This window comes from Arthrobacter sp. AOP29-A2-19, from assembly GCF_058138025.1.
Genome location: NZ_CM176894.1, coordinates 979,276 through 1,000,081, shown reverse-complemented (window position 1 = coordinate 1,000,081; position 20,806 = coordinate 979,276). Strand labels below are relative to the sequence as shown.

At 70.0% G+C, this 20,806-nt stretch carries 17 protein-coding genes; 8 read left to right on the top strand and 9 right to left on the bottom strand.

Annotated elements, in window-relative coordinates; genetic code table 11:
• Window positions 1–32: 32 nt before the first annotated feature.
• Complete coding sequence (locus AC3ZJJ_RS04500; RefSeq protein WP_489894060.1) at window positions 33–470, top strand: OsmC family protein; 438 nt, start codon at window positions 33–35, stop codon at window positions 468–470.
• Between the two features lie 105 nt (window positions 471–575).
• Here AC3ZJJ_RS04500 and AC3ZJJ_RS04495 read toward each other — a convergent pair whose 3' ends face one another.
• Together AC3ZJJ_RS04495 and AC3ZJJ_RS04490 are read right to left on the bottom strand one after the other, a co-directional pair.
• On the bottom strand, window positions 576–4,304 hold the full coding sequence (locus AC3ZJJ_RS04495; RefSeq protein WP_489894059.1) for a S41 family peptidase: 3,729 nt from the start codon (window positions 4,302–4,304) through the stop codon (window positions 576–578).
• A gap of 29 nt (window positions 4,305–4,333) precedes the next feature.
• Entirely contained in the window at window positions 4,334–6,013 is a 1,680-nt protein-coding gene (locus AC3ZJJ_RS04490) for a serine/threonine-protein kinase (protein ID WP_489894058.1), read from the bottom strand.
• 104 nt (window positions 6,014–6,117) lie between these two features.
• Between AC3ZJJ_RS04490 and lipB the strand changes: the two genes are divergently transcribed.
• Genes lipB through AC3ZJJ_RS04475 form a run of 3 tightly spaced genes read left to right on the top strand, consistent with a single transcriptional unit; the run spans window position 6,118 to window position 8,585 of the window.
• Window positions 6,118–6,792 (top strand): lipoyl(octanoyl) transferase LipB, encoded by a 675-nt coding sequence (gene lipB / locus AC3ZJJ_RS04485; protein ID WP_489894057.1) that lies wholly within the window; start codon window positions 6,118–6,120, stop codon window positions 6,790–6,792.
• Window positions 6,789–7,793 carry a lipoyl synthase gene (gene lipA / locus AC3ZJJ_RS04480; protein ID WP_489894056.1) on the top strand — a complete coding sequence of 335 codons (1,005 nt, stop codon included), beginning with the start codon at window positions 6,789–6,791 and terminating at the stop codon, window positions 7,791–7,793. Before lipB ends, lipA begins: the two co-directional genes overlap by 4 nt.
• A gap of 30 nt (window positions 7,794–7,823) precedes the next feature.
• On the top strand, window positions 7,824–8,585 hold the full coding sequence (locus AC3ZJJ_RS04475) for a DUF4191 domain-containing protein (protein ID WP_489894055.1): 762 nt from the start codon (window positions 7,824–7,826) through the stop codon (window positions 8,583–8,585).
• A gap of 106 nt (window positions 8,586–8,691) precedes the next feature.
• Here the strand turns inward: AC3ZJJ_RS04475 and AC3ZJJ_RS04470 are convergent, their stop codons facing one another.
• Window positions 8,692–9,126, bottom strand: coding sequence for an RDD family protein (locus AC3ZJJ_RS04470; RefSeq protein ID WP_489894054.1), 435 nt, complete (start codon window positions 9,124–9,126; stop codon window positions 8,692–8,694).
• Window positions 9,127–9,381: 255 nt separating this feature from the next.
• On the opposite strand from AC3ZJJ_RS04470, the gene glnA (AC3ZJJ_RS04465) reads away from it, so the two are divergent.
• The gene (gene glnA, locus AC3ZJJ_RS04465) at window positions 9,382–10,806 is read left to right on the top strand and encodes a type I glutamate--ammonia ligase (RefSeq protein WP_489894053.1); all 1,425 of its coding nucleotides are present in this window, start codon (window positions 9,382–9,384) and stop codon (window positions 10,804–10,806) included.
• Window positions 10,807–10,913: 107 nt separating this feature from the next.
• On the opposite strand, the gene AC3ZJJ_RS04460 is transcribed toward glnA (AC3ZJJ_RS04465), so the two are convergent.
• From AC3ZJJ_RS04460 to glnA (AC3ZJJ_RS04450), 3 genes are read right to left on the bottom strand one after another with little or no spacing between them, the layout of a single operon-like run.
• On the bottom strand, window positions 10,914–11,240 hold the full coding sequence (locus AC3ZJJ_RS04460) for a cupin domain-containing protein (RefSeq protein ID WP_489894052.1): 327 nt from the start codon (window positions 11,238–11,240) through the stop codon (window positions 10,914–10,916).
• Window positions 11,241–11,278: 38 nt separating this feature from the next.
• Window positions 11,279–14,287 (bottom strand): bifunctional [glutamine synthetase] adenylyltransferase/[glutamine synthetase]-adenylyl-L-tyrosine phosphorylase, encoded by a 3,009-nt coding sequence (locus AC3ZJJ_RS04455; RefSeq protein ID WP_489894051.1) that lies wholly within the window; start codon window positions 14,285–14,287, stop codon window positions 11,279–11,281.
• 9 nt (window positions 14,288–14,296) lie between these two features.
• Window positions 14,297–15,637 carry a type I glutamate--ammonia ligase gene (glnA, locus tag AC3ZJJ_RS04450; protein ID WP_489894050.1) on the bottom strand — a complete coding sequence of 447 codons (1,341 nt, stop codon included), beginning with the start codon at window positions 15,635–15,637 and terminating at the stop codon, window positions 14,297–14,299.
• 146 nt (window positions 15,638–15,783) lie between these two features.
• On the opposite strand from glnA (AC3ZJJ_RS04450), the gene panB reads away from it, so the two are divergent.
• Window positions 15,784–16,659, top strand: coding sequence for a 3-methyl-2-oxobutanoate hydroxymethyltransferase (gene panB, locus AC3ZJJ_RS04445; protein WP_489894049.1), 876 nt, complete (start codon window positions 15,784–15,786; stop codon window positions 16,657–16,659).
• 13 nt (window positions 16,660–16,672) lie between these two features.
• On the opposite strand, the gene AC3ZJJ_RS04440 is transcribed toward panB, so the two are convergent.
• Entirely contained in the window at window positions 16,673–16,861 is a 189-nt protein-coding gene (locus AC3ZJJ_RS04440; RefSeq protein WP_489894048.1) for an SPOR domain-containing protein, read from the bottom strand.
• Between the two features lie 48 nt (window positions 16,862–16,909).
• Here AC3ZJJ_RS04440 and map point away from each other — a divergent pair, with 48 nt between their 5' ends.
• Both map and ppgK read left to right on the top strand, forming a co-directional pair.
• Entirely contained in the window at window positions 16,910–17,785 is an 876-nt protein-coding gene (map, locus tag AC3ZJJ_RS04435; RefSeq protein ID WP_489894047.1) for a type I methionyl aminopeptidase, read from the top strand.
• Window positions 17,786–17,876: 91 nt separating this feature from the next.
• On the top strand, window positions 17,877–18,680 hold the full coding sequence (gene ppgK / locus AC3ZJJ_RS04430; protein WP_489894046.1) for a polyphosphate--glucose phosphotransferase: 804 nt from the start codon (window positions 17,877–17,879) through the stop codon (window positions 18,678–18,680).
• A gap of 140 nt (window positions 18,681–18,820) precedes the next feature.
• Here ppgK and nrdR read toward each other — a convergent pair whose 3' ends face one another.
• Together nrdR and hisD are read right to left on the bottom strand one after the other, a co-directional pair.
• On the bottom strand, window positions 18,821–19,309 hold the full coding sequence (gene nrdR, locus AC3ZJJ_RS04425) for a transcriptional regulator NrdR (RefSeq protein ID WP_489894045.1): 489 nt from the start codon (window positions 19,307–19,309) through the stop codon (window positions 18,821–18,823).
• Window positions 19,310–19,394: 85 nt separating this feature from the next.
• Window positions 19,395–20,801 carry a histidinol dehydrogenase gene (gene hisD, locus AC3ZJJ_RS04420; protein ID WP_489895687.1) on the bottom strand — a complete coding sequence of 469 codons (1,407 nt, stop codon included), beginning with the start codon at window positions 20,799–20,801 and terminating at the stop codon, window positions 19,395–19,397.
• Window positions 20,802–20,806 lie beyond the last annotated feature (5 nt).

Here is a 20,806-nt window from a genome sequence, read left to right as displayed (position 1 = left end):
GCGGCCAATAAGCAATTCCTGGAGGAGTAACCATGGCTACAACTCGTTCCGCCCGCACCCTTTGGAGCGGCGACCTGTTCACCGGCAGCGGCCAGACCACCTTCGAGACGTCGGGCATTGGAACCTTCGACGTCACGTGGAAGGCCCGCGCGGAGCAGTCCGAGGGCAAGACCAGCCCCGAGGAATTGATCGCCGCCGCCCACGCGTCCTGCTATTCGATGGCGCTGAGCAACATCCTCAAGGAGGCCGGCTTCACTCCGGAGAGCCTGCAGACCACGGCGGAAGTCGACTTCGACACGAGCAACGGTCCGCTGATCTCCGAAATCCGCCTCAAGCTCGTGGCCACCGTTCCGGGAATCGACGAGGAAACCTTCCAAAAGAGCGCGCAGGCCGCCAAGGAGGGTTGCCCGGTGTCCAAGGCACTCGCCTCGGTCCCGAGCATCACCCTCGACGCCAAGCTGGCCTCCTAGCGACCGACGCCGTGTGGCGCCCGTCCCGGCCGATGGCCGGCGGCGGGCGCCCGTCGTCGTGTGGCGTCGGTGTCGGCCGGCCTCCGCGCTCCGTCGCGCCCCAACCTAGCGGCCCTCGGTGGCCCGGACCGGTACGGCCTCCGCGCGGCCCGTCTGCGGGCGCGGCGGCAGCGGCGCGGGCTGGAGGGAGCGGTAGCCGGCAAGCAGGGGCGGACGCTGGGTCGGGATTTCCCGGAGCATCTCCTTCAGCACCGCGACGCCCTGCTCAAGCTGGGGGTCCTCTCCCGCCGCGTAGGCATGCGGCGGGTACGGGACCTCGATGTCCGGCGCGACCCCACGGTTCTCGATCCCCCAGCCGACCCCGCCGGCGAACCAGGTCGCGTAGCGCGGCTGCGTGACCTTGGTGCCGTCGGCAAGATCGAACAGGTTGTCGATGCCGACCACGCCGCCCCACGTGCGCATGCCGACCACGGGGCCGATGGCCCGCAGTTTGGCCACCTGGGTGATGATGTCGCCATCCGACCCGGCCCACTCGTCGGCGATCACCACCACGGGCCCGCGCGGCGCGCTGGATGGGTAGGTGCCGGTGCGCGTCTCCCGGGCCATGGTCCAGGCCGTCACCTTGCGCCCAATGAGCTCGGCCACCAGCTGAGACGTGTGCCCTCCGCGGTTCCGCCGCACATCAACGATCAGCGCGTCCAGCTCGGTTTCGGTGTCCAGGTCGCGGTGCAGCTGGGCCCACCCCTGCGCGGCCATGTCCGGGATGTGCAGGTAGCCGAATCCGCCTTGGGAAGCCTCGCGCACCGTGCGGCGGTTGCCGGCCACCCAGTTCTGGTAGCGCAGGCGCTGCTCGTCCCGCACCGGGACGACGGCGACCCGCCGCACCTCCCCCGGCCTGCGGCTGTTCGGCCCGCCCTGGATGGTGAGCTCGACGGCGCGTCCCGCCGCGCCCTCCAGCAGTACGTCCGGCCCGCCGTCGTGGGGGGTCCGCTGGCCGTCGACCGCCAGGATCGCGTCTCCCGCGCGGACGGCCACGCCCGGCGCGCTGAGGGGCGAATAGGCCTGAGGATCCGAGGATTCGCCCTCGAGCACCGCGGCGATCCGCCAGAGGCCGTCCGCGCGGACCAGGTCGGCGCCGAGCAGCCCCTGGCGCCCGGCGCCCGGTTCGACCGCGGCGAAGGGCGAGACGTAGGCGTGCGAGGTGCCCAGTTCTCCGTGCATCTCCAACAGGATGTCCACCAGATCGTCGTGGCTTCCCAACCGGGCGATGAGCGGCCGGTACTTTTCCGCGATGCCCGGCCAGTCAAGCCCCGCCATGTCCCCGGTCCAGAAGAAGTCGCGCTGCAACCGCCAGGCCTCGTTGAACGCCTGCTCCCAGACCTTGGCCGGATCGAGCTCCACGCGGATGCGGCTGAGGTCCAGCGTGTGCGAGTCCGGGGAGGAGGTCTCCAGCGAACGGTCCACGGGCACGCTGCGCACCTGCTGCCCGTCCACGTAGACGAGCCGGCGTTTGCTGCCGCTGACCCGGTACGACTTCAGCCGCGGCACCAGCGTCGTCACCCGGCGGTCGAGGTATTCGAAGCGTTCGAGCCGGAGCGCCGGAACATCCGAGTCCGGACCGCGACCATCGCCGGTGACACCAGTCGACTCGTCGACCAGCCACAACAGTCCCTTCTCGACGGCCACGAGGCGGCTGTAGCGGCCCTGTGCGACCGGCACCGCGAAGAGCCGCTGCCCGATTCCCTCCTCGACGACCCAGGTTGTGGCCGGTTCGTCCGCGCCCCCGACGCGGCGCGCACCGTTGACCGCGCCGTTGGCCGGGGAGGCGCCGCGGGGCGTGTCGTCCGGATCCGCGTCGGCGAGGTAGACGGAGGGCCCGAACAGGCTCGGCGTGCCGTCCGAAAGCGCCACCATAAAGGGCTTGGTCGAGGCGGGGAAGCTGAGGTCGAAGCTGTGCGTGTCGTACACCGGGTCGAAGCTGCGCTCGGAGAGGAAAGCCAGGTAGCGGCCGTCGTGCGTGAACGACGGCGAGTGGTCGTGGAACCGCCCATCTGTCACTTGGATCGCGCTGCGGTCCGGTTCCGCCGTCGCCGCCAGCATAATTCGGCTTCGGCCCTCGAAGGCCGTCACGGGCTCGATCCAGGACACCCAGCCGGAGTCGGGGGAAAAGCTCAGGTCGGTGATGCCGCCGAAGTCCGTCTGGCAGAGGTTGCGCCACACACCCTCGCGGACGTCGAGCAGGAAGGCCTCGCCATACTCGGAGCCGACGGCCAGCCACCGTCCATCAGGGCTAGACTCCATGCTGCGCACCCGCCCGCGGCAGGGAAGCGGGACGCGACGCAGGCCGTCTTCGCCGTCGCCGTCGCCGTCGCCGGGACAGGGTGCCCGGAAATCACCCTCCAGCGAAGACGCCTCCCGGTCCCGGTCGGCGGCGCCGGCGGGGTGCATGGCGCCCGGCGCCCCGGCGGCGGCTGGTGAGGCGGCCGGTTGTTGGCCCACAGCCGCCGAAGTCCCCGCGACGGCTACTGCGCTGACCGGCAGCGGCAGGGAATCGTCCAGGGCATGGGCGTCGGCCTGCCCGGCCGCGGTCCGTCCAAGTGCCGGCCCCGCCTGGCTGGTGGTTGCCGGACCAAGACCCGCGGAAGCCGCGAGGGCCGCCAACCGGCGCCGGCGCGCGCCCGTGCCGGGCTCGTCGTCGTCGTCCTCGAGAGCGCTGGGAATCGCGCCGTAGGTTCCAAACACCGCGTCCGTTGCGACGTCGCGCACATACAGCGACTCTTCTCCGCCGCGGTCCGCGATGTAGCCGACGTGGCTGGCGCCGAGCATCCGTCCGAGGCGGCCCCTCACCCCCGGTGTGGCCTCGATCGCGTGCGATGGGCCGTCGCGGTGCTTGAGCAGGTGCAGCGTGCCGTGCGTCTCGACGACGCTGGCGCGGCCGTCCCTGTCCGGTGTGGCACCGTTCAGGTGCCGCGCGGGCACCAGGGTCTGCCGGCGGCGGCCGTGACCTGCCGAGCCAAGGGAGATTTCGAGGCGGCGCGCATCGCCGTCCAGGGTGTCCAGGACAAACAGCCGCCCGCGGTGCTCGTAGACCAGGCGATCCCCGTCCGCGGCAAGATGGCGCGCGTAGAACTGCTCGTGGTCCGTGTGCCGCCGCAGGTCCGATCCGTCCGGCGCCACCGAGTAGACGTTGCCGTACCCCTCGTGGTCGGAGAGGAACGCCACGCGCCCGCCCACCCAGGCCGGGTCGCACAGGTTGCCGTCGAGTTCGGGGACCAACCGTTCGAAGCCGCCCCCTCCGTCGCGATCGATCCAGATCTTGCCGGCGGCGCCGCCACGGTAGCGCTTCCAATAGGCCGGTTCGCGGCTAAGCGCCGTGCCGAGGACCATCGGTCGCTCGTCGCCGATCGCCGGCGCCCAGACCACGGAGTCGACCGGTCCCAGCTGAAGGATGCGGGACGGACCTCCGTCGAGGGGAACGGAGCGCGCCCACGTGTGCCGGCCGTCGGCCTGGCCGTGTGCGCTGACGGCCAGGACGTCGCCCTCGGGCGTGAAGCCCCGAACGCGTGTGCTGGGCTGCCCCCAGTAGGTGAGTTGGCGGTACCCTCCGCCGTCGGTGCCGGCGGTCACGATCTCCGGCGCGCTGCCCTGGACCACGCTCCACACGAGGGCGGATCCATCGGGCGTGAAACGCGGCCCCCGTGCGGGCAGGCCCATGCCCGAGATCCGCCAGGCGCGGCCGCCGGACAGGGGCGCGATCCATACGTCGTTTTCGGCGACGAAGGTGACCAGGTCGGCCGAAAGGTGCGGGTAGCGCAGATAGCTTGTGGGCAACATCCCCCGATCCTATCCAGCCGGGCAGACGTCTACGCGCCGTCGGTATCCTCCGCTACCCTGAAGATCCGCCAGCTCCCGTCCGACCGGCGAAGCTCCAGCACCACGCGCTCCACCCGTGGCTCCGCGGCGGCCTCGACGATCCGGCCCGCCCCGTCGACCACGCGGTACGGCTCCATGGTGCTGATGGCCTCGACCCTGGCGGCCGCGGGAGTGGCCCCCGGCAGGACGACGACGTCGCTGAGCCGGGTCCGCAACCCGTCGTACCGGATACCGCCCGACCGCAGGGCGCGCACCGTTTCCGTGTCCGCGGCGAGGGACGTGCCGCCCGGGTGGTGGATCCGGCGGAGCGCGTCCGCGTCGGCAGCGGTGAGCGCGTCGTCGCGCAGTCCGGCGAGTGCTCTCGCGGCACGCCCGGCATCCGTCGCGAGGGACGGAACAGCCTGGGAATCGGTCGGCGCCCGCGACGGCGCGGACGGCTCCGGGGCGGCGGGGGGACGGGGTGTGCCCCCTTCCGCCGGCGTCGCCGACTGGGTCGCCTCCGGAGCCGCTCCGGCCGGTGGCACGGGTGCCGCGGCTACCCGTGGTTCCGCGCCACGTCCGTCGGTCGAGTCCGGGTGGGCAAACCACCACGCGGCCACCGCGGCCGCCGCGACCAGCACGAGGGCGGCGGCCACAACAGCGGGCAGTGGCACACGTCCACCGGCCCGCCCCGGCAGCTGGCCCCGCCGGGAACGGCGCGCCCGTTGGGCCGGCGCACCCGGTTCCCGCCGTCCCTGGGCGCCGACCGGACGTTGCCCCACGCGCGGCCGGCGAAGCCGGAGCCATGGATTCCACCCGCGGTACTTTTCGGGTGGCGCCCCACCCAGCTGCGTCACCATGTGCCCCATGGCAGCCGGATGCACGGACTCCGTGAGCGACACGGGTTCCGGATCCGCCGCACAGAAGACGCGACGTGCCAGGTCGCCGGCCGCGGGCCGCAGGTCGGCGTCCTCCTGGAGGCACTCCTCAATGAGGAGCGAGAACTCGTCGGGGACCGCCGGAACCAGGCTGCCCAGGGGCGGCCGGTGGGACGTCGGTGCCGGCGCGCGGCCCGTCAGGAGGAACCACGCGACAGCGCCCAGGGAAAAGACGTCGCGAGCCGGATGGAGGGACTTCGTCATCGAGCTGCCCGCCTCCTCCGGAGCGGCGAATCCGGGAGTGCCGCCCGGCACGCCCGGCTGGCCCACCAGCGAGGCGAGCCCCAGGTCCCCCAGCTTCGGCATCCCCTCGCCTGTGAAGAGAATATTGCCCGGCGAGACGTCGCCGTGGACGGCGCCCGCGCCGTGGAGGGCGGCGAGCGCCTGGGCGACAGGGGCGATCACGGTTACCGCCTCCCCCAGCCGGACCGGTCCGCGGGCCGCGACGAGATCCGCCGCGGAGCCTCCCGGCATGTACTCCATCAGCACGCCCTCGCCCCACGATGTGTCCGCGGTTCCCTGGACCTGCACCAGATGGCGGTGCCGAATCCCGCGAAGGACCTCCACCTCGCGCGACAGCGGATCTCCGCGCCTCCCGGCCCCGGTTGGCGGCGCGACCTTGAGGGCAAAAAGGGCACCTGTGGCCTGGTCCCGAACCTCGTAGACGCGGGACGAACCGCCCCGTCCGATTTCGCGCTCCACGGAGTGGCCGGCGAGGGTGGGAGGTCCTTGTGGCCCCGTTGAGGATTCCATGCCTCCGTTCTACCGGAGCCCGGAGGAACGCGCAGACGTTATCCACAAGTGCCCGGTGTTCACGCAATTCGAACCTCCCGACGGCGGAGCGTAACCTTGTCGCCATGACCATCAACTTCCAACGGGTCGGCTTCGCGCCGTCCTTCGTTGACTACGAGGCGGGTTGGGACCTCCAGCGCGGGATCCACGCGGAGGTGGCGGCGGGCCGGAGCGGGCCGCAGATCCTGCTGCTGGAACACGCACCCGTCTACACGGCCGGCAAGCGCACCGAGCCCGAAGACCTTCCCCAGGACGGGACCCCCGTGATCAATGTCGACCGCGGCGGCAAGCTGACCTGGCACGGGCCAGGACAGCTGGTGGGCTACCCGATCGTCGAGCTCGCCAACCACGCGGGGATCAGGGACTACGTGCACCGCTTGGAAGAGGCCCTCATCCGCGTTGTGGCCGACTTCGGCATCGCCGGCGTCAGCATCAAGGGCCGTTCCGGAGTCTGGGTGGAAGGCGACGGAGTGGTCCCCGACCGGAAGATCGCCGCGATCGGGATCCGGGTGGACCACGGCGTCACCATGCATGGCTTCGCCCTGAACTGCTCCAACGATCTGACTCCCTACGGCCAGATCATCCCGTGCGGCATCACCGACGCCGGCATCACCACCATCTCTGCGGAGACCGGCCGCGCCGTGGAGCCGGCCGATGTCCTCGATCGCGTCGAGGAGGAGCTGGCCGCGCAACTGCTGCCCGCCGTGAAGACAACCGCCACCGAAGGAGCCCTGTCATGAGCCTTGCCCCCGAAGGCCGCCGTCTGCTGCGGATCGAACAGAGGAACTCCGCGACTCCCGTGGAGCGCAAGCCCGAGTGGATCAAGGCCAAGGTCAACATCGGCCCCGAGTACGTGGACCTCAAGAAGTTGGTCAAGTCCGAGGGCCTGAACACCGTGTGCGAGGAGGCGGGCTGCCCCAACATTTTCGAGTGCTGGGAGGATCGGGAGGCCACGTTCCTCATCGGCGGTTCCGAGTGCACCCGGCGGTGCGACTTCTGCCAGATCGACACCGGCAAGCCGGCCGCGCTCGACCGGGCGGAGCCCTTCAAGGTCGCGATGAGCGTCAAGAAGATGGAGCTTCGCTACGCCACCGTGACCGGAGTGGCGCGCGACGACCTGGAGGACGAGGGGACGTGGCTCTACGCGGAGACCGTGCGCCGCATTCACCAGCTGAATCCGGGAACGGGTGTGGAGCTGCTGATTCCCGACTTCTCCGGGCACAAGGACTACCTTGACGAGATCTGCGCGTCCGCCCCGGAGGTCTACGCCCACAACCTCGAGACCGTGCCGCGCCTGTTCAAGAGCATCCGCCCGGCCTTCCGCTACGAGCGCTCCCTGGACGTCCTGACGCAAGGCCGCAACAACGGCATGATCACCAAGTCCAATCTGATCCTCGGCATGGGCGAGACCCGCGAAGAGATCTCCGAGGCCATGCGCGACCTGCACGGGGCCGGCTGCGACCTGTTGACCATCACCCAGTACCTGCGCCCCACGGAGCGCCACCACCCCGTGGAGCGCTGGGTGAAGCCGCAGGAGTTCGTCGACCTGCAGCACGAGGCCGAGGAAATCGGCTTCCTCGGCGTGATGAGCGGACCGCTGGTGCGGTCCTCCTACCGTGCCGGACGCCTCTGGGCGGGCGCCATGCGCAAGAAGGGCCTGCCCATTCCGGAGGCCCTGGCCCACATCGAAAGCTCCGGCAGCACCCGCCAGGAGGCGTCCAGCCTGCTGACGGCGCGCTGACGCCGCACCATCCCCTAGAATTGGATCACTATGGCCAAGACCCCCGATAGCTCCCCAGTGGACGACGCGCAGCCCAAACGCCGGCTTTTTTCCCGCAAGCCCAAGGCCGACAAGGCCAACAAGGAACCCGGCCGCCTGAAGCAGCTCGGCCAGGTGTTCCAGATGACCCGCCGGAACGATCCGAGCGTCGTCTGGCTGATGCTGCTGGCATTCCTGGGAACCGTGGCGGTCGGACTCGTCGTGGGCCTGATCATCGACAACTGGATCACGCTGCTACTGATCTCCATCCCGCTGGGCCTCCTGGCGGCCACGTTCATCCTCTCCCGTCGCGCGGAGAAGGCGGCCTTCGCGCAGTTGGAGGGACGCCCCGGCGCGGCCGGCGCCGCCATGAGCGTGCTGCGCCGCGGCTGGATCCTGAAGGACCAGCCCGTCGCCGTCAGCCCGCGCACGCAGGACCTCGTGTTCCTCGCAATCGGACGCCCCGGCGTTGTGCTCGTCACCGAGGGGCCGAGTGCCCGGGTGCGCCCGCTGGCCGACGCCGAGCGACGCCGCATGGGCCGCGTGCTGCCGAACGTCCCGATCCACGTCATCAACGCCGGCAGCGCCGACGGGCAGACCGCCCTGGGCGACGTCGCAAAGAAGATGAAGAAGCTCCCGAAGTCGCTGAACAAGCAGGAGGTGCACGCCGTGGACCTGCGCCTGACCACCCTTGGCAGCGCCAAGCTCCCGATCCCCAAGGGCATCGACCCGATGCGCGCGCGGCCGGACCGCCGCTCGATGCGCGGCCGGTAGGCTTCCGCCTCCCGACACGAAGATGGCCCGGACCGCTTGGTCCGGGCCATCTTCTTGTGTCCGTGCCCGGTGGGTGACGCTGACGGGAGGGCGGATCCTGGCGGTGTCAGATTCTCACGAGAATGGTCTTGGCGGCCCTGTCGTGGAGCCCGCGCTGGTCGGCATCGGACAGCAGCGCGGGGACCACCAGGCAAAGCAGCACGGTGCGCACCACGCCGTCCAGCGGCTTCGCCGCCGTGCCGTCGAGCCGCTGGACCTGCATTCCCAGCGTGCGGTGGCCAACGGAGTGCCCCGTGACACCCACGAAGACGAGTTGCATGCCGGCGAATAAGGCCAGGTTCGCCGTCGAGTCGCCGCCGAAGAACACGAAGGACAACAGCATGGCCAGGGCCCAGTCGACGCAGAGGGCGGCTACCCGCCTCCCGAAGCGGGCCACGCTGCCCGGGCCGGCCGCGGGACGCCCCAGGCGCTTACCGGGCCACGGCTCCGAATTCAGTTGCGGGGGGCCGTCGAGCCACGATCCGATGTCTTTTCTTTCCACTCCTCCAGACTACCGCCGCGGCCACGCACGGGCCCTTGCCGCGATCCCGCCGGTCCCGGCGCGACACGCCCGGCTCAGTGCTCCAGGACACAGGAAAATCCCGGGCGGGGCGGCCCTGTGTAACGCGCCCGAAACATTTGTGTCATGGCCGGGTAACCCCGATTCGTTATGGTTGACACAACATCGGGTACCGATCGCCCGAACCAAGGGCACCCCGCGGCCCGGAACCAGAGCGTCACTTAGGAGCAGTTCTAGATGTTCAAGACTACGGACGAAGTCCTCCAGTTCATTGCCGACGAAGACGTCAAGTTCGTCGATGTCCGCTTTACCGACCTCCCGGGCGTTCAGCAGCACTTCAACGTGCCCGCCAAGACGGTTGACGCCGACTTCTTCGTCAACGGCCAGCTGTTCGACGGCTCCTCCATCAAGGGCTTCCAGGGCATTGCCGAGTCCGACATGCAGCTGATCCCGGACGTCACCACGGGCTTCCTTGATCCGTTCCGCGTCGAGAAGACCCTTGCCTTCAACTTCTCCATCGTGAACCCCCGCACCGGCGAGCCGTACCACCGCGACCCCCGCGGCGTTGCCGAGCGCGCCGAGGCCTACCTCGCGTCCACCGGCATCGCCGACACCGCGTTCTTCGCCCCCGAGGCAGAGTTCTTCATCTTCGAGAACGTCCAGTACGAGTCCAAGCCCGAAGGATCCTTCTACAAGGTCGACTCGGACGAGGCCCCGTGGAACACCGGCCGCAAGGAAGAGGGCGGCAACCAGGGCTACAAGACCCCCTTCAAGGGCGGCTACTTCCCCGTCTCCCCGACCGACAAGCAGGCCGACCTGCGCGACGCCATGTGCGTCGAGCTGGACGCCGCCGGCCTCGAGGTCGAGCGCTCCCACCACGAGGTCGGCGCCGCCGGCCAGGCGGAGATCAACTACAAGTTCAACACGCTGACGCACTCGGCCGACGACCTGCTGAAGTTCAAGTACATCATCAAGAACGTCGCCGACGCCTGGGGCAAGTCCGCCACCTTTATGCCGAAGCCGATCTTCGGCGACAACGGCTCGGGCATGCACTGCCACCAGTCGCTGTGGTCCAACGGCGACCCGCTGTTCTACGACGAGAAGGGCTACGCCGGCCTGTCCGACGTCGCCCGCTGGTACATCGGCGGCCTGCTCAAGCACGCCTCCGCCGTCCTGGCGTTCACCAACCCGACCGTGAACTCCTACAAGCGCCTGGTCAAGGGGTTCGAGGCGCCGGTGAACATGGTCTACTCGCAGGGCAACCGCTCCGCCGGCATCCGCATCCCGATCACGGGCTCGAACCCGAAGGCCAAGCGCATCGAGTTCCGCGCGCCCGACGCCTCCTCGAACCCTTACCTGGCGTTCTCGGCCCAGCTGATGGCCGGCCTGGACGGGATCAAGAACCGCATCGAGCCGACCGACCCGATTGACAAGGACCTCTACGAGCTCCCCGCCGAAGAGGCCAAGGACATCCAGAAGGCTCCGGGCTCTCTCGAGGAGGCCCTCCTGGCCCTCGAGTCCGACTTCGAGTTCCTGCTCGCGGGCGACGTCTTCACCGAGGACCTGATCCGCACCTGGATCGAGTACAAGCGCGAGAACGAGATCAAGCCGCTGTCGCTGCGCCCGAACCCATACGAGTTCGAGCTCTACTACGGCTGCTAGTCACTGCCCGAACGACGACGGCGGGGCCGCACCTTCACCATGGAGGTGCGGCCCCGCCGTCGTTCCGGGCCGCCCGACGCCCGGCCGGCGGGCCGGAACCCGCCGCGTCAGGCGATGGTGCTCAGCAGGAAGACCGCTGGGGACTCGGCCGTCACATTGTGCACGGCATCCGGCAGCACAAAGAGGCCTCCGTGGTCCACGCGCTGCTCGCCGCCGTCCCAGCTGACCTTCACGCTGCCCTGAAGCACCAGCAGCGTGGCGGACTCTGGCTTGGCGTGGTCGTCGAGCACTCCGCCGGTGGTCAGGGCCATCAGCGTGTGCCGGAGCCGCCCGTCCTTGAGCACGGCGTGCGCGCTGCGCCCGCGCGGGGACGCCGTCGCCTTGTCCAGGTGTTCGCGGGACAGTTCGTCCAGTTCGGCCTTGGTGACGTGCATGACCGCTCCTTTCCGTCGGGGCGATCCGCGTCGCCGGCTCAGAACCCGTAGAAGTGTTTCTCGAAGACATGCCGCGCGCGGCGGGCGGCCTTGCGGTAGTCGTCCTCCATGCGGCCGGCTTCTCCCCGCGGGTAGCCGCACCAGCGTGCCACAGCCTCGAGTTCCAGTCCAGAGCGCGGCAGGACGTCCGACGCGCGCCCGGTGCACACCATGGTGGCGCTGCGGATGCGCGTCGCCATGGTCCAGGCGCGGTCCAGCAGTTCGACGTCCTCCAGGGGCAGGATCCCGGCGGTCGCGATCGCCCGCAGCGCCTCTCGGGTGCTGGTGGTGCGCAGCGTCGGGTGTTCGGCGGCGTGCTGCAGCTGCAGCAGCTGGACGAGCCACTCGACGTCGCTGAGCCCGCCCCGTCCCAGCTTCACGTGCCGCGCCGGGTCGGCGCCGCGCGGAAGGCGCTCGGACTCCACCCGGGCCTTGATGCGTCGGATCTCGCGCACGTCCTTTTCCCCGATCGCGGAGTGGTAGCGCACGCCGTCGACCAGCGCCATGAAGTCCTCCGCAAGCGCGTCGTCCCCCGCCATCGGGCGCGCCCTCAGCAGTGCCTGCTTCTCCCAGACCAAGACCCACCGCTCGTAGTACTCGCGGTAGGCCTCAAGCGAGCGGACCAGGGGCCCCTGCTTGCCTTCCGGCCGCAGGTCCGCGTCGACCACCAGCTTCGGTTCGGCCATGACCGCGGGCTTCAGCGGCTGCGTCAGTAACAGCCCCAGCCGCCCGACAATGCGCAAGGCCTGTTCCTGTGCGTCCTGTGGTTCGGCGCCGTCGCGCGGGCGGTGCACGAACATCACGTCCGCGTCGGACCCGTATCCGATCTCCCGCCCGCCCTGGCGGCCCATGGCCACCACGAGCAGGTCCGTCTGGCGCGGAGTGGAGGCGAACTCCTCCGTCTCGGCGACGCGCAGGGCGCCGAGAACGGCGGCACGGTCGGCGTCCGAGAGGGCCAGGCCCACGGTGTCCACGTCCAGCAGGCCGGCCGAGTCGGCCAAGGCCACGCGCAGCATCTCCCGCCGCCGATTCAGGCGCACCAGACGCATCGCGGACTCCGGGCGCGGGTTGCGCCGCATCTTGGATGCGTTCTCCTGCCAGAGCTGTTCGAAGGGCATCGGGGTGAGTTCCCTGTCGTCGCCCAGCCAGGCGGCGGACTCGGGCGAGACCTCCAGCAGGTCGGTGATGAACCGGCTGTTGGACAACACGTGGCACAGGCGCTCGGCTCCGGCGCTCGAGTCCCGCAGCATCCCAAGGTACCAGTGGGTCTCCCCCAGGGCCTCGCTGAGCCTGCGGAACCCCAGCAGGCCCGCGTCCGGGTCCACCCCCTCGGCGATCCACCCCAGCAGGACCGGCAGCAATTGGCGCTGGAGGGCGGCACGGCGCCGCACCCCGCCGGTCAGCGCCTCGATGTGGCGCATGGCCCCGCGCGGGTCCACGTAGCCCAGGGCCTTCAGCCGAGCCTCGGCCGCGCCCGCGGTCAGCCGCACCTCGTCCGTGCTCAGGTTCGCGGCGGTGGCCAGCAGCGGCCGGTAGAAGATGCGCTCGTGCAGTTGCCGCACGGCCTTCTTGGTCCGCTGCCACTGCTCCGTCAGTTCGGCGGCCGTCGGCCGCCCCACGGCGGCGCCGCCCTGCGAGGCGCGTGCCAGGGCGCGCAGCGCGGGCTCCTTCACGGGCATTAGGTGGGTTCGGCGCAGCTGCACCAGTTGGATCCGGTGCTCCAGCACGCGCAGGTAGCGGTAGGCGGCGTCGAACTCCGCGGCGTCTGAGCGGCCGATGTAGCCGGCGTCGCTCAGGGCGGAGATCGCCGTGGTGGTGTCCCGCACGCGGACCGCCTCGTCGACGCGCCCGTGGACCAACTGCAGCAGCTGAACGGTGAACTCAACGTCCCGGAGGCCGCCGGGGCCCAACTTCAATTGCCGGCCCACCTCCTCGCCGGGGATGTTGTCGGTGACCCGGCGGCGCATCGCCTGTACGGACTGCACAAAGCCGTCTCGCTCGGAGGAGGACCAGATCATGGGCGCGACGGCGTCCTCGTAGGCGCGCCCCAGCCGTTCGTCGCCGGCGATGTGCCGGGCCTTGAGCAACGCCTGGAACTCCCAGCTCTGCGCCCAGCGACGGTAGTAGGCGATGTGCGAGTCGAGCGTGCGCGACAGGGCGCCGTCCTTGCCCTCGGGCCGCAGGTTCGCGTCGACTTCCCAGAGCCCGGGTTCCATCCCTGCGGTCCCCACAACCCGGGCGATCCCGGAGCCCAGGGCGGCGGCAATCCGGCTGGCGGCGTCCTGGTCGACGCCGTCCGCCTCGTGGACGTAGACCACGTCGACGTCGGAAATGTAGTTCAGTTCGCCCGCGCCGCACTTGCCCATGCCAATGACCGCGAGCCGGACGGCCGCGACGTCGTCGGCCCCGAAGCGTTCCCGCGCCTCAGTCCGGGCGACCGCCAGGGCGGCGTCGATCGCGGCGGCGGCCAGGTCGGCCAGTTCGCGGCCCACCAGCGGCATCACCGCCACGGGATCCGCGGCGCAGACGTCGCGGATCGCCAGGTCGGTCATGGCCGCGCGGTAGGCGACCCGCAGCGCCGCGTGGACTTCCTTGCCCGCCCCCGAGGCGACGGGCCGGTCCGCGTCCGGGTCGGCGCCGACCGAGCGCAAGAGCACGCTCCGGAGATGCCCGGCCGGAACCGCCGAGGGTTCCGGATCCGGGACGCGGTCGAGCAGGCCGATGTGTTCCGGGTGCCGGATCAGGAATTCGGACAGGGCCTCCGAGGCGCCCAGCAGCCGGAACAGCGGGACGGAGCGTTCGCCGCGCCCCACAAGGTCCGCGGCGCCCGGCGCGCGCTCGACCAACCGCACCAACGCCAGCAGCGCCTGGTCCGGATCGGCCGCCAGGGCAAAGCCGGAGAGCAGGCTCTCCTGGGAGAGCCCCTCGAGTTCCGGCGCCTGCATAAACCGCTTGGCGCGGTCGATGTCTTCGAACCCCGCGGCGATGAGGCGGCGCGTCAGGCTCACGGCGTCGCCCTAGAGGATGCCCAGGTAGCGGTTGATCTCGAACGGGCTGACGTTCTGGCGGTAGGCGCTCCACTCGTCCTGCTTGTTGCGCAGGAAGCTCTCGAAGACCTGCTCGCCGAGGATCTCGGCGACGAGCTCCGACTCCTCCATGCTGCGGATCGCGTCGTGCAGGCTGCCCGGCAGGGGGTCGTGCCCCATCGCCCGGCGCTCGGCGGAGGACAGGCTCCAGACGTCGTCTTCGGCGCCGGGGGGGAGCTCGTAGCCCTCCTGGATGCCTTTCAGCCCCGCCCCCAGGAGCACGGCGTACGCGAGGTACGGGTTCGCCGCCGAATCCACGCCGCGGTACTCGACGCGTGCGGACTGCCCCTTGTTGGGCTTGTAAAGCGGCACGCGCACCAGGGCCGAGCGGTTGTTGTGCCCCCACGACAGGTGGCTGGGGGCCTCGCCGCCGCCCCACAGCCGCTTGTAGGAGTTGACGAACTGGTTGGTGATGGCGGTGAACTCCGGGGCGTGGCGCAGGAGCCCGGCGATGAACTGCCGTGCCGTGGTGGAGAGCTGGTACTCCTGGCCGGCCTCGAAGAAGGCGTTGCTGTCGCCCTCGAAAAGCGAGAAGTGCGTGTGCATGCCGGAGCCGGGGTGGTCCGAGAACGGCTTGGGCATAAAGGTGGCGTAGATCCCCTGCTGGAGCGCGACCTCCTTGATGACCGTCCGGAACGTCATAATGTTGTCCGCCGTCTGCAGGGCGTCCGCGTAGCGCAGGTCGATCTCGTTCTGGCCCGGCCCGTTCTCGTGGTGGCTGAACTCCACGGAGATGCCGACGGCCTCCAGCATGGTGACGGCCTTGCGGCGGAAGTCCTGGCCGACTCCTCCGGTGACGTGGTCGAAGTAGCCGCCGTAGTCCACCGGCACCGGGGCGCCGGACTCGCCGATATCCGGGGATTCCAGCAGGTAGAACTCGATCTCCGGGTGCGTGTAGCACGTGAACCCCATGTCGGCGGCAGCCGCGAGCTGGCGCTTCAGGACGTTGCGGGGGTCCGCCGGGGAGGGCGCGCCGTCGGGCGTGAGGATGTCGCAGAACATGCGCGACGTCGGCTCCGTGTCGCCGCGCCAGGGCAGGATCTGGAACGTGGAGGGGTCCGGCTGTGCCAGCATGTCCGATTCGAAGATGCGCGAGAGCCCCTCGATGGACGAGCCGTCGAACCCCAGCCCCTCCTCGAAGGCGCCCTCCACCTCGGCCGGCGCCAGGGCGACGGACTTCAGGGATCCGACGACGTCGGTGAACCAGAGGCGGACGAAGCGAACGTCCCGCTCTTCGATGGTCCTGAGGACAAACTCCTGCTGACGGTCCACGTGCGGGACTCCTTCCACGGCGGAATGCATTCGGTGGCGATGGCTCCAGCCACCGCTTGCCACTCTACTCGGGTGAGCGCGCATTCCGCCTCTGGCTAGGCCCCCGCGCCCCGTCACATGGCGGCGCGTGAAGTAGGCTGTCGGCCATGAGCGCCGAAGAAATCGCCCCCTACGGAAACGGTGCCGGCGGCCCGGCCCAGCCGGTCCCCGCACCCCGGAGCGCCACACGGATCCGGACGCACCACCTGGCGCAGGCCAAGGCCGAAGGGCGCCGTTTCGCCATGCTGACCGCCTACGACCAGTACATGGCACAGATCTTCGACGAGGCCGGCATCGAGGTGCTGCTGGTGGGCGACTCCGCCGCCAACAACGTGATGGGCTACGAGACCACCCTGCCGATCACGCTCGACGACATGATCGTGTTCGCGAAGTCAGTGACCGCCGGGGCCAAGCGCCCACTCGTGGTGTGCGACCTGCCCTTCGGCTCCTACCAGGTGTCTCCCGGCCAGGCCGTGGAATCGTCGGTGCGGCTTATGAAGGAGGGAGGCGTCCACGCGGTCAAGCTCGAGGGCGGCGCACACTACGCCGACCACGTCCGCGCCCTGTCCGCCGCCGGCATTCCCGCCATGGCACACATCGGCTTCACGCCGCAGAGCGAGCACGCGCTGGGGGGCTACCGCGTGCAGGGCCGCGGCGGGGCCGCCGCCGCGCTCGTCGCGGACGCCCTCGCCCTCCAGGAAGCGGGCGCCTTCTGCGTGCTGATGGAAATGGTTCCGGCCGACGTCGCCGCCGAGGTCGACGCCGCGTTGCGGGTTCCGACCATCGGCATCGGCGCCGGCGCCGGCACCACGGGACAGGTACTGGTGTGGCAGGACATGCTGGGGCTGCGCACCGGAAAGATCGCCAAGTTCGTCAAGCAGTACGCGGACCTGCGCTCCGTTGTGTCGGACGCCGCGCAGTGCTACCACAACGACGTCGTCACCGGCGCGTTTCCGGCCACGGAGCACGGCTTCGACCGGTAGCCGGGCAGCGGAGCTAGGAGTCGTCCTCGGCGTCCCACGCCTCGTTGCGGCGCTCGACCGTCTCCATCGCCTTCTCCGCTTCCGCGCGGGTCGCATAGGGTCCCAGCAGCTGCGTCCAGTCCGACTGCGCCCCGACCTCGACCTGCTTCGTGACGACGTTGAACCAGAAGTCCCCCTGGCCCGTGCCCGTGTTATCGCTCATGTTTTCCACCCTACTCCGGCGTCGTTCGATGGCGATAGGATTGGCGTCATGCCCAGCACCACCACCGCTCCCGTCGGGAAACTTGTCCCCGGAACACCCACCCCCGTCAGGCACGTGCCGTCGGCGATCGCCAGGCCCGAGTACGTGGGTAAACCCGCGCCCTCCAAGTTCGAGGGGTCCGAGGTCAAGGACCCGGAGACCATCGAGCGGATCCGGGTGGCGTCGCGCATCGCGGCGCAGGCGCTGCGGGAGGTGGGCCGCGCCGTGGTGCCCGGCGTGACCACGGACGAGCTCGACAGGGTCGGCCACGAGTTCCTTCTGGACCACGGGGCCTATCCCTCGACGCTTGGCTACCGCGGCTTCCCGAAGTCGCTCTGCGCCTCGATCAACGAGGTCATCTGCCACGGGATCCCGGACACGACGGTCGTCCAGGACGGCGACATCGTCAACATCGACATCACCGCCTACATCGGCGGCGTCCACGGCGACACCAATGCGACCTTCCTCGCGGGCGATGTCGACGAAGAGTCGCGGCTGCTGGTGGAGCGCACCGAGGAATCGCTGCGCCGCGCGATCCGGGCTGTGATGCCGGGCCGCCAGATCAACGTCATCGGGCGCACCATCTCCGCCTACGCCAAGCGGTTCGGCTACGGCGTGGTCCGGGACTTCACCGGCCACGGGGTCGGGGAGGCGTTCCACACCGGCCTGATCATCCCGCACTACGACGCCGCGCCGGCCTACAGCCGCGTCATCGAAACGGGGATGGTGTTTACCATTGAACCGATGCTGACGCTCGGCACGATCGACTGGGACATGTGGGACGACGACTGGACCGCGGTGACACGCGACCACAAGCGGACCGCCCAGTTCGAACACACCCTCCTGGTGACCGACGACGGGGCCGAGGTCCTTACCCTGGCGTAGCCGCCGCACCCGTTCCGCCAGCACCCGCAGAACCCGCCAGTCCCGAAGCACTCCCCCATCCACCGTGCAAGCACCCACGTCGAGGAGCCACATGTCGAAGGCCGATAAGAACAAGTCCAAGAACCCCACCGCGATCGGCATCGATATCGGCGGCACCGGCATCAAGGGCGGCATCGTCGACCTGAAGAAGGGCAAGCTGGTCGGGGACCGCTTCCGCATCGACACGCCAAAGCCCTCGACGCCCGAGGCCGTGGCCGCCGTCGTCGCGCAGATCGTCGCCGAGCTGGCCTCGCGCGACGAGGCGCCCGCGGCGGATGCGCCGGTGGGCATTACCTTTCCCGCGATCATCCACAAGGGCATCGCGCTCTCGGCGGCCAACGTGGACAAGTCCTGGATCGACACGGACGTGGACACGCTGATGACCGCGGCACTCGCCCGCCCGGTCCAGGTCATGAACGACGCAGACGCCGCGGGCCTGGCGGAGGTCCGCTACGGCGCCGGCAAGAAGGTGGACGGCACCGTCCTGGTCATCACGCTCGGCACCGGGATCGGTTCCGCGCTCATCCATGACGGCGTCCTGGTGCCCAACGTGGAGCTGGGCCACCTCGAGATCGACGGGCACGACGCCGAATCGCGCGCCTCGGCGTCGGCCCGCGAGCGGGAGGAACTGTCCTGGGAGGACTACGGCGTTCGCCTGCAGCGCTACTTCTCCCACGTGGAGTTCCTCTTCTCCCCCAACCTCTTTGTGGTGGGCGGAGGGATTTCCAAGCGGAGCCAGGACTTCCTCCCGTTGCTGGACCTGCGCACGCAGATTGTGCCGGCCACGCTGAAGAACAACGCCGGCATCGTCGGGGGCGCTCTCCAATCGGCGATCCACTTCGGCTTCGCGTCCTGACCCACGGGACACACAGCGACGGGCCCCGGCTTTCCGGGGCCCGTCGTTTTGTGACCACGGGGCGGCCGTTCGCGCCCCACGTGGTGCCGGTGGCGGCGTCGGCTTCCCCTCCGCAGCCGCCACCGGAGTATGGTGTGGTCCTACTTCGCCGTGAGCGGTCGCTGCCGTCCGGGCGCGCCCTGCCCGGACTCGCGCCGCAGCTTGGAGATGGCCGTCTCGAAATCCTCGAGCGAATCGAATCCCTGGTAGACGCTCGCGAAGCGGAGGTAGGCGACCTGGTCGAGCTTTTGGAGTGGGCCGAGGATGGCCAGGCCGACCTCGTGCGCGTTGATTTCCGCCGTGCCGGAGGCGCGGACCGATTCCTCGACCTCCTGAGCCAGCAACGCCAGGTCGTCGTCGGTGACCGGCCTGCCCTGGCAGGCCTTGCGCACCCCGTTGATGACCTTGCTGCGGCTGAAGGGTTCCGCCACGCCCGAGCGCTTCAGGACGCTCAGGCTGGTGGTTTCCACGGTCGTGAAGCGGCGTCCGCAGGCGCCGCACTGCCGACGCCGGCGGATGGCCGAGCCGTCGTCTGTGAGCCGGGAGTCCACAACACGTGAATCGGCGTTGCGGCAAAAGGGGCAGTTCACTCCGGCCACCCTCCCTTGTCGCTGATCCGATGCGCTACCCGCCCATAGTAGGACTACATCTGGGCGAATGACAAGAATGTAACTACTACATGTTGTGTTGCGGGGCCGTGCGCGCCAAGACGGCGTCGCCGTGCGCCGGAAGGTCCTCGGCCCGGGAGAGCGCGACGACGTGGCCGCCCACCTGCTCGAGCGCCCCGCGCGGGTAGTCGATCACTTGGATGGCCTTAAGGAAGGTGACGACGTTCAGTCCCGAGGCGAACGCCGCGGTGCCGCTGGTCGGGAGCACGTGGTTGGAGCCCGCGCAGTAGTCGCCGAGGCTCACGGGGCTGTTGTCACCGACGAATATCGCCCCGGCCGCGGTGATGCGGGCAGCGACGGCGGCGGCATCCGCGGTCATGATCTCCAGGTGTTCCGCCCCGTAGGCATCGCAAACCCGGATCCCCTCCTCCAGGCCGTCGACCAGAACGATCGCGGACTGTGTCCCCGCGAGCGCCTCGGCCACGCGCCCGGAATGCTTCGTGGTTGCCACCTGGCGGGCCAGTTCGACGCGGACGGCGTCCGCCAACCGTTCGGACGGAGTCACCAACACGGCCGCGGCGTTGGGGTCGTGTTCGGCCTGGCTGACCATGTCCGCCGCCACGTACCTGGGGTTGGCCGTGTCGTCTGCGAGGATGGCGATCTCGGTGGGACCGGCCTCCGCGTCGATGCCCACGGTGCCCTTCACCAGCCGCTTCGCCGTGGCGACGTAGAGGTTGCCGGGGCCAGTCACCACGTCCACCGGCTCGATGGGCGGCAGGTCCGAACCCTCCGGCGCGGGCACCCCATAGGCCAGCGCGGCGATGGCCTGCGCCCCGCCCATGGAGTGCACTTCGCGGACCCCAAGCAGTTCGGCCGCCGCGAGGATGGTGGGGTGCGGCAAGCCACCGAACTCCTTCTGGGGCGGAGAGGCGATGGCCAGCGAGCGGACGCCCGCCGCCTGCGCGGGAACCACGTTCATCACCACGGAGCTCGGGTAGACGGCCAGCCCGCCGGGGACGTACAGTCCCACGCGCCGGACCGGGACCCAGCGCTGCGTGACCGTTGCGCCGAGCGGGTAGGACACTGTTGTGTCCGCGGGAACCTGCGCCGCGGCGAACTCGCGGGCGCGGGAGATGGACTCCTCGAGGCCGGCCCGCACCACCGGGTCGAGGCCCTCCAGCGCCTCCACGAGGGCGGACCGCGGGACCAGCGTGTGCCGTTGCTCCACGCCGTCGAACCGTGCCGCCAACTCCGTCAGCGCGGCGAACCCGTCGCGCCGAACCTGGGCGATGATCGCTTCGACCGCCGACGCCGCGGTGTCGAAGTCGAGCTCCGGGCGGGGCAGCGCGGCCTTGAGGCCGGCGTGGTCCAAGTCCGTGCCCCGCAGGTCGATGGTGCGCAGGTCGAGCGCGCGCGCGTCCACGCCACGCGGGGCGTCCGGTCCTGGTGTCTGGGAAGCTTCTGAAGTCACCAGCCAAG

Excerpts from the sequence above, each read along its gene's own strand:
- map (WP_489894047.1), top strand. The coding sequence starts at position 16,910 with ATGCCCAGCACCACCACCGCTCCCGTCGGGAAACTTGTCCCCGGAACA.
- AC3ZJJ_RS04475 (WP_489894055.1), top strand. The coding sequence starts at position 7,824 with ATGGCCAAGACCCCCGATAGCTCCCCAGTGGACGACGCGCAGCCCAAA.
- lipA (WP_489894056.1), top strand. The coding sequence starts at position 6,789 with ATGAGCCTTGCCCCCGAAGGCCGCCGTCTGCTGCGGATCGAACAGAGG.
- AC3ZJJ_RS04490 (WP_489894058.1), bottom strand. The coding sequence starts at position 6,013 with ATGGAATCCTCAACGGGGCCACAAGGACCTCCCACCCTCGCCGGCCAC.
- panB (WP_489894049.1), top strand. The coding sequence starts at position 15,784 with ATGAGCGCCGAAGAAATCGCCCCCTACGGAAACGGTGCCGGCGGCCCG.
- AC3ZJJ_RS04500 (WP_489894060.1), top strand. The coding sequence starts at position 33 with ATGGCTACAACTCGTTCCGCCCGCACCCTTTGGAGCGGCGACCTGTTC.
- AC3ZJJ_RS04495 (WP_489894059.1), bottom strand. The coding sequence starts at position 4,304 with ATGTTGCCCACAAGCTATCTGCGCTACCCGCACCTTTCGGCCGACCTG.
- AC3ZJJ_RS04460 (WP_489894052.1), bottom strand. The coding sequence starts at position 11,240 with ATGCACGTCACCAAGGCCGAACTGGACGAACTGTCCCGCGAACACCTG.
- glnA (WP_489894053.1), top strand. The coding sequence starts at position 9,382 with ATGTTCAAGACTACGGACGAAGTCCTCCAGTTCATTGCCGACGAAGAC.
- lipB (WP_489894057.1), top strand. The coding sequence starts at position 6,118 with ATGACCATCAACTTCCAACGGGTCGGCTTCGCGCCGTCCTTCGTTGAC.
- AC3ZJJ_RS04440 (WP_489894048.1), bottom strand. The coding sequence starts at position 16,861 with ATGAGCGATAACACGGGCACGGGCCAGGGGGACTTCTGGTTCAACGTC.
- ppgK (WP_489894046.1), top strand. The coding sequence starts at position 17,877 with ATGTCGAAGGCCGATAAGAACAAGTCCAAGAACCCCACCGCGATCGGC.